The organism is Klebsiella pasteurii (assembly GCF_018139045.1).
GTDB lineage: Bacteria > Pseudomonadota > Gammaproteobacteria > Enterobacterales > Enterobacteriaceae > Klebsiella > Klebsiella grimontii.
This window is the reverse complement of record NZ_CP073236.1, coordinates 4,338,814-4,352,445: the sequence shown is the minus strand read 5'-3', so window position 1 is coordinate 4,352,445 and position 13,632 is coordinate 4,338,814. Positions and strand designations below refer to the sequence as shown.

At 55.0% G+C, this 13,632-nt stretch carries 12 protein-coding genes and 1 pseudogene; 4 read left to right on the top strand and 9 right to left on the bottom strand.

The features are described from left to right. Positions 1-98: 98 nt before the first annotated feature. Both KCG39_RS20425 and KCG39_RS20420 read right to left on the bottom strand, forming a co-directional pair. Positions 99-827: pseudogene (locus KCG39_RS20425) on the bottom strand (BamA/TamA family outer membrane protein); the annotation flags it as partial. Further along, positions 725-988: a hypothetical protein gene (locus KCG39_RS20420; RefSeq protein ID WP_004127830.1), complete on the bottom strand. Its 264-nt coding sequence runs from the start codon at positions 986-988 to the stop codon at positions 725-727. The pseudogene KCG39_RS20425 and the gene KCG39_RS20420, both read right to left, overlap by 103 nt. Before the next feature lie 595 nt (positions 989-1,583). Between KCG39_RS20420 and KCG39_RS20415 the strand changes: the two genes are divergently transcribed. Then, complete coding sequence (locus KCG39_RS20415; protein ID WP_142468479.1) at positions 1,584-3,155, top strand: MltF family protein; 1,572 nt, start codon at positions 1,584-1,586, stop codon at positions 3,153-3,155. Between the two features lie 86 nt (positions 3,156-3,241). On the opposite strand, the gene ssb1 is transcribed toward KCG39_RS20415, so the two are convergent. Next, positions 3,242-3,769, bottom strand: a complete 528-nt coding sequence (ssb1, locus tag KCG39_RS20410) for a single-stranded DNA-binding protein SSB1 (protein WP_004097799.1) — start codon at positions 3,767-3,769, stop codon at positions 3,242-3,244. Positions 3,770-4,015: 246 nt separating this feature from the next. Here ssb1 and uvrA point away from each other — a divergent pair, with 246 nt between their 5' ends. The 3 genes from uvrA (at position 4,016) to KCG39_RS20395 (ending at position 7,698) form a co-directional block, all read left to right on the top strand. Further along, the gene (gene uvrA, locus KCG39_RS20405; protein WP_004097797.1) at positions 4,016-6,841 is read left to right on the top strand and encodes an excinuclease ABC subunit UvrA; all 2,826 of its coding nucleotides are present in this window, start codon (positions 4,016-4,018) and stop codon (positions 6,839-6,841) included. Between the two features lie 132 nt (positions 6,842-6,973). After that, positions 6,974-7,384: a hypothetical protein gene (locus KCG39_RS20400; RefSeq protein WP_004127825.1), complete on the top strand. Its 411-nt coding sequence runs from the start codon at positions 6,974-6,976 to the stop codon at positions 7,382-7,384. A gap of 2 nt (positions 7,385-7,386) precedes the next feature. Beyond that, positions 7,387-7,698, top strand: a complete 312-nt coding sequence (locus KCG39_RS20395) for a hypothetical protein (protein ID WP_049115955.1) — start codon at positions 7,387-7,389, stop codon at positions 7,696-7,698. An 8-nt stretch (positions 7,699-7,706) separates the two neighbouring features. On the opposite strand, the gene KCG39_RS20390 is transcribed toward KCG39_RS20395, so the two are convergent. The 6 genes from KCG39_RS20390 to dnaB all read right to left on the bottom strand — a co-directional run bounded on the left by KCG39_RS20390 (position 7,707) and on the right by dnaB (position 13,580). Next, positions 7,707-8,060 (bottom strand): MmcQ/YjbR family DNA-binding protein, encoded by a 354-nt coding sequence (locus tag KCG39_RS20390; RefSeq protein ID WP_004127822.1) that lies wholly within the window; start codon positions 8,058-8,060, stop codon positions 7,707-7,709. Between the two features lie 2 nt (positions 8,061-8,062). Continuing rightward, positions 8,063-8,479 carry a secondary thiamine-phosphate synthase enzyme YjbQ gene (locus tag KCG39_RS20385; RefSeq protein WP_004127820.1) on the bottom strand — a complete coding sequence of 139 codons (417 nt, stop codon included), beginning with the start codon at positions 8,477-8,479 and terminating at the stop codon, positions 8,063-8,065. Between the two features lie 141 nt (positions 8,480-8,620). Next, the gene (gene aphA / locus KCG39_RS20380; protein WP_004127818.1) at positions 8,621-9,334 is read right to left on the bottom strand and encodes an acid phosphatase AphA; all 714 of its coding nucleotides are present in this window, start codon (positions 9,332-9,334) and stop codon (positions 8,621-8,623) included. Positions 9,335-9,531: 197 nt separating this feature from the next. Further along, complete coding sequence (gene tyrB, locus KCG39_RS20375) at positions 9,532-10,725, bottom strand: aromatic amino acid transaminase (RefSeq protein ID WP_004127815.1); 1,194 nt, start codon at positions 10,723-10,725, stop codon at positions 9,532-9,534. A gap of 215 nt (positions 10,726-10,940) precedes the next feature. Next, positions 10,941-12,020 carry an alanine racemase gene (gene alr, locus KCG39_RS20370; protein ID WP_004127814.1) on the bottom strand — a complete coding sequence of 360 codons (1,080 nt, stop codon included), beginning with the start codon at positions 12,018-12,020 and terminating at the stop codon, positions 10,941-10,943. A gap of 144 nt (positions 12,021-12,164) precedes the next feature. After that, complete coding sequence (dnaB, locus tag KCG39_RS20365) at positions 12,165-13,580, bottom strand: replicative DNA helicase (RefSeq protein WP_004097788.1); 1,416 nt, start codon at positions 13,578-13,580, stop codon at positions 12,165-12,167. Between the last annotated feature and the right edge of the window lie 52 nt (positions 13,581-13,632).

Here is a 13,632-nt window from a genome sequence, read left to right as displayed (position 1 = left end):
ACAATAAATTACAGGCCATCAGAATCGATAGCCTGTAGTGTTATTTTTGCATTATGCAGAAAGAGACTGAACGACTCGAAAAATAATCACCTGGGGGATTACCAGGTTTTACCGATATTAAACTGAAACTGCTCGGCTTTATCCCCATCGTATTTTTTAAACGGCTCGGCCCAGGAGAATACCAGCGGGCCTGGCGGCGACATCCACTGCACTGCAATCCCGGCGGACATCCGGATATGCGACGGATCGCCATAGTCTGGGATCCCGGCCGCCAGCGTCTGGCCGGTATTTTGCCAGGAGGTGCTCCATACCGTACCGGCATCGAGGAATAGCGACGTCCGCAGGCTGTCGGCGTATTTGTCATTCACAAACGGCGTCGGCACAATAAACTCGCTGTTCAGCACCGCCATCGCGTTACCGCCAACCGCATCGGATGATGAGTCCAGCTGACAGGCGCTGTAGCTGCTTTCAGAGCCATTACAACGATAATAAGCCGCTTTTGGGCCAATCGTATTCGACGAAAAACCGCGAACCGACGACGATCCGCCGGCATAAAAATTATCATAAAACGGTACCGATTTGCCGTTTAGCCCATCGGCATAGCCCGCGCGCAGGTGCTCCATCCACACCCAGCTTTTGCTCTCGGTCAGCGGTATATATTGGGTGGTATCGAAAGTGACTTTGTAATAGCTGTTATCCGAACCGGGCACGGTAACCTTGGCGGTCAGGCTGCTTTTATTCCCCGCGCGCGGGAAGAAGCCGCGATCGAGGTTGTTATAGCTCCAGCCAACGCTGGCAAAATAGTCATTGGCGCTATAGGTGGCGCCGCCGCGGTAACCACCATCGTTTCATCATCATTTCCCGCAGCCGTTTCAGATTTCTTCATATCGTCTGGCGTGCTGCCATCAGCGGCCTGAACCGGCAGCGTCCCTCCCCAGATGACCATCGGGATCAGCACGGCCAGCGAGTAGTATGAATCGTGTTTCATGGAATATGCCCTGTTTTTCTTTTTAGCTGTCGGGGCGCGTCTTCTTCATCAGCCAGATAAACAACGGCAATGACTTTCATGCAAGCGCAGTATCTCTGCTTTTGGCGTAGCCGGGCCCTCCAGCTTAAATAGCGGAACAGCAATAAATAATGATCGGCCAAAATAGATTTTTTACTTTGGCAAAATGAAGAAATAAACGCACCGTGCTATTCTTTGATAGCATTTGCCCAACAGCAGTAATAGGAGTATTGTGCCACACAACGTTATTAGAAATGAGATGTATTATCAAGTAGATAACTATGCATCACACCAATAAATTTAAATAATCCAATAAAAACAAAAAGATGAAATAATTATTTGCGCTTATTTCTTATTAGCACTTTAAATAATTAAAATATATCCACACCAAAAAAACATAATCTGATCATATTATCTCCATAATTACTGACATCTATTTCTTTATTACTCCACTATAAATACTGAGCCTGTTAATTAATAAAATAGCTGATTAACCGACCGACATTCTCGATCGCCGGGCATGCTAACGGCGTGGAATTGACTAAAATAAGAAAATCCCCCTGCGGAGCACCGCACCATGAACACTTCATCGTTCTATCGATACCTTGTCGGTGGGCTCGCATGCCTTGCCGCCCTGCTATGCTTCACCTCCGTTTACGCCGCCACTGAGAACAAACTGTCAGAGCCAGAAGAACGCGAGGCTCTGGAGGTCAACGTTGACGATATGCTACAACCATGGAAGGGAGATTTACCCGGCATGCTCGACCGGCGAACTATTCGCGTATTAACCACCTTCAGCAAAACCTTTTTCTTTATTAACAAAGGCACTCAGCGCGGCGCCACGCACGATATTTTTATGGAGTTTGAGCGTAGCCTTAACCAAAGCCTGGCGAAGGAGAAAAAGCTCAAACATCGTCATCTTAAGGTCCGTATCATCTTTGTGCCGGTTGCCCGCGACCAGCTCATCAGCGCGCTTAACGCTGGTAAGGGGGATATTATCGCCGCCAACCTGACGATTACCCCCGCTCGCCAGCAGGAGATGACCTTTACCGCGCCGATATACTCTCACGTTCAGGAGCTGCTCCTTTCCGGCCCGGGTTCCCCCAAAGTGGACAATCTGCAGCAGCTTTCCGGTAAAACGGTCTTTGTGCGTACCTCATCGAGCTATTACGAGAGCCTGGTCGCGCTCAACGCGCGCTTTGCGCAGCAATCTTTGCCCCCTATCACCATCACACCGGCGCCTGAAGCGCTGGAGGATGAAGATTTGATAGAGATGCTCAGCGCGGGCCTGATTCCCTTGACCGTCGTCGACCGCCACAAGGCCCTGTTCTGGAAGCAGGTCTTCCCCAGAATTCAGGTTCATCAAAACATCATTCTGCGCAACGAAGGCAATATCGGCTGGGCAGTACGCAACAACAGCTCGCAGCTGCTGGCCTTGCTTAATGAATTCATCAACAAAAATCGTCAGGGCAGCAAGCTGGGTAATACGATTCTGCTGCGCTACCTGAAGGATGCCCGATACGTTAAAAACGCGGCAGCACAAAAAGAGCGGCGTAAATTTCTGACCATGGTGGAGATCTTCCGCAAATATGGCGATCGCTACGACGTTGACTGGCTGCTGATGGCGGCGCAGGGCTATCAGGAGTCGCGGCTAAATCAGTCGGTTCGTAGCCACGTCGGCGCAATTGGCGTTATGCAGGTGATGCCGGGCACCGGCAGGGAGCTGAACGTCGGCGATATTAAGCAGCTCGATCCCAATATTCATGCTGGGGTGAAATATATGCGCTGGATGATAGACCGCTACTATGGCGATGAACCGATGACCCAGCTTGATAAGGCGCTGTTCTCATTCGCTTCTTATAATGCGGGCCCCGCGCGCATCGCCCGACTGCGGGCGGATACCAAAAAGCGCGGTTTTGACCCAAACATCTGGTTTGGCAACGTGGAATATCTGGCCGCCGAGAAGATCGGTTCCGAGACCGTAAGCTATGTCAGCAATATCTATAAATATTACATCGCTTACCGGCTGATTGTGGATGAAATGGCGCGCAAGCAGCTGGCGACAGCTGCCGCCAAAAATCCGGCCTTGCCGCCCGCGACAGCGACGCCAGCCGTACCAGCCGCTGCGGCCACGCCCGCTTCGCAGTGAAATAGCGCTGATAACCTGCGTTTTAAAATAGAAAAAGCCCCGGTCAGGGGCTTTTTCGGAACTGACTTCACAACGTCTAATCGCGATTAGAACGGGATATCGTCGTCAAAGTCCATCGGCGGCTCATTGGAAGGGGCTGCCGGAGCCTGCTGCTGCGGACGAGACTGCGCACCGCCGCTGAACTGGTTTCCGCCCTGCGGCTGCTGAGGCTGACCCCAACCGCCCTGCTGCTGACCGCCGCCCGCCGGGGCGCCCGCGCCCTGCTGACGACCGCCGAGCATTTGCATCGTGCCGCCAACGTTAACCACAACTTCAGTGGTGTATTTTTCCTGACCGGATTGATCAGTCCATTTACGCGTACGCAACTGGCCTTCAATGTAGACCTGAGAACCTTTACGCAGATACTCGCCGGCCACTTCCGCCAGTTTGCCGAACAGCACAACGCGGTGCCATTCGGTCTGCTCTTTCATCTCACCGGTCGCTTTATCACGCCAGGATTCGGAAGTAGCCAGCGTAATGTTGGCAACTGCGCCACCACTCGGCATGTAGCGTACTTCCGGGTCCTGGCCCAGATTACCGACGAGAATCACCTTGTTTACGCCTCTGCTGGCCATGTTTGTGTCTCCTGAATGCGTTTCTTAATAGTGTAAACGCGCGAGTGTACCATTTCCAGGTGCTATGTTGATAGCTGGGAAGTAGGTTCCAGATAACTCTCGCGGTGCGACATTTTTACACATCCCACCGGAAAATGCATTCCAATACTGTATATTCAAACAGGTTAAATTGTGTCATAATTAGCCGTTTCTGCCGTTTGTCCTTCTAACAAACCAGGCAATCCGCGTATCTACCGGGAAAGGTGAATGGATAAGATCGAAGTTCGGGGCGCCCGCACCCATAATCTCAAAAATATCAACCTCGTCATCCCGCGCGACAAACTCATTGTCGTCACCGGGCTTTCGGGTTCAGGCAAATCCTCACTGGCTTTCGACACGTTGTATGCCGAAGGGCAGCGTCGCTACGTTGAGTCGCTCTCCGCCTACGCGCGGCAGTTCCTGTCGCTGATGGAGAAGCCCGACGTCGACCATATTGAAGGGCTGTCGCCGGCGATTTCCATTGAACAGAAATCAACGTCCCACAACCCCCGTTCAACGGTAGGCACCATTACCGAAATTCACGACTACCTGCGCCTGCTGTACGCGCGCGTCGGCGAGCCGCGCTGCCCGGATCACGACGTCCCGCTGGCGGCGCAAACCGTGAGCCAGATGGTCGATAACGTGCTCTCCCAGCCAGAAGGACAGCGCCTGATGCTGCTGGCGCCGATCATTAAAGAGCGCAAAGGCGAGCATAACAAAACCCTGGAAAATCTCGCCGGGCAGGGCTACATCCGCGCGAGGATCGACGGCGAGGTCTGCGATCTCTCCGATCCGCCAAAGCTGGAACTGCAGAAGAAACACACTATTGAAGTGGTGATTGACCGCTTTAAGGTACGCGACGATCTCAGCACGCGCCTGGCCGAGTCTTTTGAAACCGCGCTGGAGCTGTCGGGCGGCACCGCTATCGTCGCCAATATGGACGATCCGAAAGCCGAAGAGCTGTTGTTTTCCGCCAACTTCGCCTGCCCGATTTGCGGCTACAGCATGCGCGAACTGGAACCGCGCCTGTTCTCCTTCAACAACCCGGCTGGCGCTTGCCCGACCTGCGATGGTCTCGGCGTACAGCAGTATTTCGATCCGGAACGCGTCATTCAGAACCCAGAGCTGTCGCTGGCGGGCGGGGCGATTCGCGGCTGGGATCGGCGCAATTTTTACTACTTCCAGATGCTGAAGTCGCTGGCGGAACACTATGAATTCGATGTTGAAGCCCCCTGGGGCACGCTGAATAGCAGCGTACAAAAAGTGGTCCTGTATGGCTCAGGCAAAGAGAATATTGAATTCAAATATATGAACGATCGCGGCGACACCTCGGTGCGCCGCCATCCGTTCGAAGGTGTGCTGCATAATATGGAGCGCCGTTATAAAGAGACGGAATCCAGCGCGGTACGTGAAGAGTTAGCGAAATTCATCAGCAACCGTCCCTGCACCAGCTGTGAAGGGACCCGCCTGAAGCGTGAAGCGCGGCACGTTTTCGTGGAAAATACCCCGCTGCCGACCATCTCGGACATGAGCATCGGCCACGCGATGGACTTCTTCAACAACCTGAAGCTCTCCGGCCAGCGTGCGCAAATCGCTGAAAAAGTCCTGAAAGAGATTGGCGATCGCCTGAAGTTCCTCGTTAACGTCGGTCTGAACTACCTGACGCTCTCCCGTTCGGCGGAAACCCTCTCAGGCGGCGAAGCGCAGCGTATCCGCCTCGCCAGCCAGATCGGCGCGGGCCTGGTGGGCGTGATGTACGTACTGGATGAGCCCTCTATCGGCCTGCATCAGCGCGATAACGAACGCCTACTGGGCACCCTGATCCATCTGCGAAATCTCGGCAATACCGTGATCGTCGTTGAGCACGATGAAGACGCTATTCGCGCCGCCGACCACGTTATCGATATCGGCCCGGGTGCCGGGGTACACGGTGGTCAGGTCGTGGCTGAAGGCAAGCTGGAAGATATTATGGCGGTGCCGGAATCGCTGACCGGCCAGTTCATGAGCGGCAAGCGTAAAATCGAAGTACCGAAACAGCGCGTGCCCGCCAATCCGGAGAAAGTGCTGAAGTTGTCCGGCGCGCGCGGAAACAACCTGAAAGACGTGACGCTGACGCTGCCGGTGGGCCTCTTCACCTGCATTACCGGCGTTTCCGGATCGGGTAAATCCACGCTGATCAACGACACGCTGTTTCCGATTGCCCAGCGTCAGCTCAACGGCGCCACCATCGCCGAGCCGGCGCCGTACCGCGACGTGCAGGGGCTGGAACATTTCGACAAAGTCATTGATATCGACCAGAGCCCCATCGGCCGTACGCCGCGTTCTAACCCGGCCACCTACACCGGCGTCTTTACGCCAGTCCGTGAACTGTTTGCCGGCGTACCTGAATCACGTTCGCGCGGTTACACGCCGGGCCGCTTCAGTTTTAACGTGCGCGGCGGTCGCTGTGAAGCATGTCAGGGCGACGGCGTGATCAAAGTCGAGATGCACTTCCTGCCGGATATCTACGTGCCGTGCGACCAGTGCAAAGGCAAGCGCTATAACCGCGAAACGCTGGAGATTAAGTACAAAGGCAAAACGATTCATGAAGTGCTGGATATGACCATCGAAGAAGCGCGTGAGTTCTTCGATGCGGTACCGGCGCTGGCGCGTAAGCTGCAAACGCTGATGGACGTCGGCCTGACCTATATTCGTCTGGGTCAGTCAGCGACCACCCTCTCCGGCGGCGAGGCCCAGCGCGTCAAGCTGGCGCGCGAGCTGTCCAAACGCGGTACCGGGCAAACGCTGTATATCCTTGATGAACCGACTACCGGCCTGCACTTTGCCGATATTCAACAGTTGCTGGAAGTTCTGCATCAGCTCCGCGACCAGGGCAATACCATTGTGGTGATTGAGCACAACCTGGACGTCATCAAGACGGCTGACTGGATCGTTGACCTTGGGCCGGAAGGCGGAAGCGGCGGCGGAGAGATCCTCGTTTCCGGTACGCCGGAAACGGTCGCCGAGTGCGAGGCCTCCTATACGGCTCGCTTCCTCAAGCCCATGTTGAAGTAATCTCATCTGCCTCTTTCCGTCCCGGGAAGAGGCACCATTTCCTCTCATTTTTTCCCACTGATATTTTGTGATTTGCAGCCGGACGGCATCTGTCATCAGATAGCACCACAGCCATAAATTGCAGGATGGATCATGTATTTACAGCCCGGAGTTTATCGCCTGGCCCTCGCCGCAGCGTTGTTTTTGATAGCCGCCTGCAGCTGGGTAGACGGCTACAGCAGCACGGCTCATCAGCAACTGCTGATGCTGGAACAGCTTCATCTGCAGTTCATCAGCGATGCGGCCGCCGCGCCGGTCAACCGACAATTACTCAGGCAAGAGGATCGCCAGATTCGTCAGCAATTTAGCCTGGCGTTAAGCGATAGCGATGCGCTACGGCAGAATAATCTGCTCGTGCTGGAGAAAAATTATCAGCGGCTGTACCGGCACGTAGCCAGCCAGGATACTGCGCTAACGCCCTTCGAGGCCGGGATTCTGACGCAACAAACGGAAAATCTTTACCAGCAGGCCATCAGCGGCGAACAGCGGCGTTCAGGAAGGTGAGCATGTCCACCATAGAAGAGTTAAGTACCCAGTTAACCGACTCCGGCGTGAATGCGGCAGAGTGGTTACAGCTTATGCACGCGATCGTTCATGATGACGACAGCGACATTCGCGACGCCGGAACGCTTATGCTCCAGGCATTACAGGAGAAAGCGCGCGGCTGGTTAACCCATGACGACCTGGTTCTGCTTCTACAAGGGCAGCGCGATATTGCCCGCATTCGCGCCAACAACGCGCATATCGCCATGCAGAGGCATCTTCAGTCCACGCTGCTTCGTCTGCTTGATATGACGCTACTGGCGCTGCTGGGTTGAATATCGCTTTATGACAACAGCTTACGCTTGTTTTCAGTAAGAGAATCAAGCGCCTGCTGATATGACGCATCCACCAGATAGTAAATTTGTGAATCAGGCAGGGAGCCGTCAAGAAACACCGTGCTCCAGTGGGCTTTATTAAGATGTTTGCTGGGTCGCACATCGCGATGCTGCTGCCTCAGCAGCTCTGCAAGCTCGGGGCTGGTTTTTAACGATACCGCAGGCCGGTTGTCCTCTACCTCTTTTATCATCGCAAACAGTACGTCAGCCGCTTTGATTTGCGTCGCTTTCCAGTCGCTATGTACGCTTTGTTCCGCGCCCGGCTTGGCCATGCAGTACTGCAATAAATCCGAAATTGTCATTTTTATTCCCCCATCAGCGTCGCGATGATATGGCGCGATCCGCCATGAATACGATGCTCCCCGAGCCAGATCCCCTGCCAGGTCCCTAGCCTGACGCGCCCATCCCGGACGGGCAGCATCAGCGATACGCCCAGCATCGACGACTTAATGTGCGAGGGCATATCATCAGGACCTTCATAATCGTGTTCATACGGCGCGTTATCCGGTACGGCAGTAAGAAAATGCTGCTCCATATCGTAACGGACGGTCGGATCGCAGTTTTCATTAAGCGTCAGGGAAGCAGATGTATGCTGGAGCAGTATATGCAGCAGGCCCGTTTTCACCCGCGATAGTTCGCGGATTTGACCGAGAATTTCATCAGTGACCAGATGGAAGCCCCGTGATTTTGGGCCTAACGTCAGGGTTTGCTGATGCCACATAGGCGACTCCTTCTACTAATGAACCTTCCTAAGTGTGCAGCAATAAGCGAAAAGGTAAAACCTTTGGCACGCTATTTTGCACAAAAAAATGGCAGCGCGCTGGCTGCCGTTTTAGCAATTCATAATTAAGCCGTCGTCAGCTTAATATTCTGAATTCACAATCACCTCTTCACCCTGAGCGCCTGCCATGGGCAGCGGCTTATAGGAAGAGTTGGATGCCCGCAGGATGCGGATACCGCGGGCACCAACCTCACGGGCGGCAGAAATATCGTTATCTGAATCGCCGTAGAAGACTTTAATGCCCTTCTCCTGCAGCCACTGCGTTTTGGTGTTCTGACCAGGCTTATCGCCGGCAAAAATAACCGGGTTCATGTTCGCTGCCGGGATGAGAAAATCGTCCTGCAGAGTTTTTGATACCGTTTCGGTTTTGGTCTGGCTGCGTCCGGTAACAAAATAGATGCTATCGCCGCGCTTCACGTGCATCGCAATCAGCTGGCGCGCCACCTCTTTCGGCATGCTGAATTCATCCCAGCCGTTGTTCATTTTTTCCCAGAACTCCGGATTTTTCAGGTAATCATCGCTGCCGGGGGAATAGGTTTTCTGCCCGCGCCAGAAGCCCGGACTGGAGAACAGGACGGTATCATCAATATCAAAGCCGACGGCCATCGGCTGGCGTCCCAGCAGGCTATTTTCAATCTGAGCCACGGAAACCCAATGGATCGGCGCCTGTTCGGCGAGTTTCGCCATATTGGTGCCCGTCCACAGCGGCTGCGGCGTGGAGGCGCGAGCAACGACGGAGCTATTTAGCGTGAACAGTAAGCAGATGGCCCCAAAGGCCAGGGTGATCTTGCGCATATTTTTCCCTAAATAATCGAATCGTTATAGTTTTCAATAATGTGTACGCTTATTAATGCACCCAGACCTTACCCCCCGCTGAGGCGGATAGGAAGGTTTTTCTGCTCAGATGTCATATAAAAAGAGAATGATCACACTTCAGGAAGGGAATGACCCTCACCAAAATGTTGGCGAGGGCAAAAGCGGTCTGTAAGGATTTATATCACCGCGGCAAAGGCCTGGGCCACGCGCTGAACGTTGCGTGAATTCAGTCCCGCGACGCACATGCGTCCGCTGGCAATCAGGTAGACGCCAAACTCATCGCGCAGGCGGTCGACCTGGGCCGGGCTGAACCCGGTATAGCTAAACATTCCGCGCTGCTTCAGAAGATAGTCAAAATTACCGCCCGGCACCGTATCTTTAAGCACATTAACCAGCTCCTGACGCATGGCCAGAATACGGGTACGCATCCCTTCCACTTCCGCCAACCATGAGGCTTTCAGCTCGCTGTCGCTCAGTACCGCCGCAACCACCTGCGCGCCAAAGTTCGGTGGGCTGGAGTAGTTGCGACGTACGGTCGCTTTTAATTGCCCCAGCACGCGAATCGCGGTTTCAGCGTCCTCACAGACGATTGACAGCCCGCCAACGCGCTCACCGTACAGGGAGAAGATTTTTGAGAACGAGTTGCTGACCAGCATTGGCATGCCGGCGTTCGCAATGGCGCGGATTGCGTAAGCATCCTCTTCCATTCCTGCGCCAAAGCCCTGATAGGCGATATCGAGGAAAGGAATCAAATTACGCGCTTTCAGTACCTCAACCACCCGATCCCACTGGGCGTTGCTGAGATCGGCTCCCGTTGGGTTATGGCAGCACGGATGCAGCAGCACAATATCTCGCTCCGCTAGCGAATTGAGTTTTTCCAGGAACGCCGCGAAACGTACGCCATTGGTCTTCTCATCAAACCAAGGGTAAGTACTTACTTCGAATCCTGCCCCTTCAAATATTGCGATGTGGTTTTCCCATGTCGGGTCGCTCACCCAAACACGCGACTCCGGGAAGTAGCGTTTCAGAAAATCAGCGCCCACCTTCAGGGCGCCGGAACCGCCCAGCGTTTGAATGGAGGCCACGCGATTTTGCGCCAGCACCTGATGATCGGCACCGAACAGCAGCGGCGCGATAGCGTGACGATAGGTGTTCAGCCCTTCCATCGGTAAATAGACTGAGGCGCCATGCGGCTGGGCATTGAGGCGCGCCTCAGCTGCGGCAACCGACTGCAGCTGCGGAATAATGCCGTCTTCGTTGTAATAAAGACCGATGCTGAGATTTACTTTGTCACTACGCGGATCGTCTTTGAAACGCTCCATCAGGGAGAGAATGGGGTCGCCAGCGTAGGCGTCAACTTTCTGAAACACGGGATGTTTCTCCAGGTTTACATGGGCTCGTCATAACACAATAAACCGGATGTGAAAGAAGGTCGAGAGGATGTTGGCGGATGGCTGGGTTTGCCAGCCATCCCGGATGGCGGCTTAAAACGCCTTATCCTGGCTACCGACCCGCAGCCGGTAGCGAATACGTAGCCCCCCGGTAAGCCGTCAGCCGCCACCGGGGGAAAGAGCGCTGGCTGAAATCAATCCACGTACTTCATTGATACCCGTGAAGTCAGGCGGGTAATAAGTTCGTAAGCACTTACTTTTGTGATTTCGGCAATACGCTCGACGGGCAGGCCTTCGCCCCACAGCACCACCGGGTCGCCCGATTTATCCTGCGCTTCGGGCCCGAGATCGACGCAAATCATATCCATCGCCACGCGACCCACAATCGGCACTTCGCGGCCGTTGACCAGCACCGGGGTCCCGGACGGCGCAGCGCGCGGATAGCCGTCACCGTAGCCCATCGCCACCACCCCTAAACGCGTATCACGCTCGCTGATCCAGGTTCCGCCGTAGCCCACCGGCTCCCCGGCTTTATGCTCGCGGACCGCAATCAGGCTCGAGGTCAGAGACATCACCGGCTGGCAGCCAAAGTCCGCGCCGGTAGAGCTACCGTCGAGCGGCGACACGCCGTAGAGAATGATCCCCGGACGCGCCCAGTCGAAATGCGACTGGGGCCACAGCAATATACCGCCGGATGCGGCGATAGAGCGCAGTCCCGGTTTCCCTTCCGTGAAGGTGGTAAAGATATCCAGCTGACGTTCGGTCGCGCCGCACTCAGGCTCATCCGCACGGGCAAAATGGCTGACCACGTTGACCGGCTGGCGGACGTTTTTACACTGGCTAAGACGCTGATAAAACGCTTCGGCCTGCTCAGGCAGAACGCCTAATCGATGCATTCCGGTATCCAGCTTCATCCATACGGTGACCGGCTCGGGTAAATCCGCTTCCTCCAGCGCCGCCAGCTGTTCCGGGCTGTGTACCGCCGTGTGCAGGCGCTGGGCGGAAATCACCGCCAGGTCGGCAGCCTCAAAGAACCCCTCCAGCAGCAGAATCGGCTGGCCGATACCGCCCGCGCGCAGGCGCAGAGCTTCTTCAAGACGGGCGACGCCAAAAGCATCGGCGTCAGGGAGCGTTCGCGCGGTCTCAAGAAGACCGTGTCCGTAGGCGTTCGCTTTCACCACCGCAACTAGTTTGCTGGCGGGCGCCAGTTCACGCAGACGTTGCAGGTTGTGTCGCAGAGCGCGGCGGTTAATGACTACAGTTGCCGCTTGCATTTGAATTCCTTAATAAAAGAATCTCCTAAATCCTTCGTGTTGCAGGAAGGCGACAAGCCTGAGAATCCCCGGAAGCTTAGTAAACTAAGTGACCGGGTGAACAGGCGTAGTCAACGCATCTGCGGCATGAAGGATGACGGAGATTTATTCGTCGTCGTATTGTGGCCCAGCATAATTATCAAAACGCGACCACTGGCCGTTAAACGTCAGGCGCACCGTCCCGATAGGGCCGTTACGCTGTTTACCAATAATAATTTCGGCGATGCCTTTTAAATCACTGTTCTCGTGATAAACCTCGTCACGGTAGATAAACATGATTAAGTCGGCGTCCTGCTCAATGGATCCGGATTCACGCAGGTCGGAGTTCACCGGGCGCTTGTCCGCACGCTGTTCCAGCGAGCGGTTAAGCTGCGACAGCGCCACCACCGGCACCTGTAGCTCCTTCGCCAGCGCCTTGAGCGAGCGCGAAATTTCGGCGATTTCCAGCGTACGGTTATCGGAGAGCGACGGCACGCGCATCAGCTGCAGGTAGTCGATCATGATAAGTCCGATCCCCCCGTGCTCGCGGGCAATACGCCGCGCGCGGGAGCGCACTTCCGTCGGCGTCAGGCCGGAGGAGTCATCAATATAAATATTGCGCTTTTCCAGCAGGATCCCCATGGTGCCGGAAATGCGCGCCCAGTCTTCGTCATCCAGTTGGCCGGTTCGAATGCGGGTCTGGTCAACGCGCGACAGTGAGGCCAGAGAACGCATCATAATCTGCTCCGAAGGCATCTCGAGACTGAAGATGAGTACCGGTTTATCCTGCAGCATCGCCGCGTTTTCCACGAGGTTCATCGCAAAGGTCGTTTTACCCATAGACGGACGCGCGGCAACGATAATCAGGTCCGACGGCTGAAGACCGGCGGTCTTTTTGTTGAGATCGTCATAGCCGGTATTTACCCCGGTGACGCCGTCATGCGGCTGCTGGAACAGCTGCTCAATACGCGCCACGGTGGCGTCGAGCACGTCGGCGATATTCTTCGGCCCTTCGTCTTTATTCGCGCGGCTTTCGGCGATTTTAAAGACTCGGGATTCGGCGAGGTCGAGCAGATCTTCGCTGGTGCGGCCCTGGGGGTCAAAGCCGGCTTCGGCGATTTCATTCGCCACAGAGATCATTTCGCGTACGACCGCGCGTTCGCGAACGATATCGGCATAGGCGCTAATATTCGCCGCGCTTGGCGTATTTTTCGATAATTCGGCCAGATAGGCGAAGCCGCCGACGCTGTCCAACTGACCCTGACGCTCCAGCGATTCCGCGAGCGTAATCAGGTCAATCGGGCTTCCCGACTCCTGCAGACGCGCCATTTCGGTGAAAATATGGCGATGCGGACGGGTATAAAAATCTTCCGAAACAACGCGCTCGGCAACATCGTCCCAACGTTCGTTATCCAGCATTAAACCGCCCAACACCGACTGTTCCGCTTCAATCGAGTGCGGCGGGACCTTCAACCCATCAAGTTGATAATCACGCTCGCGGGGTTCAGTCTGTGGTTTGTTGAAGGGTTTATTTCCTGCCATAGTGAATGGAGTTACCGAGATAGTGAATGGGTCGAAAGATTACCACATTTCT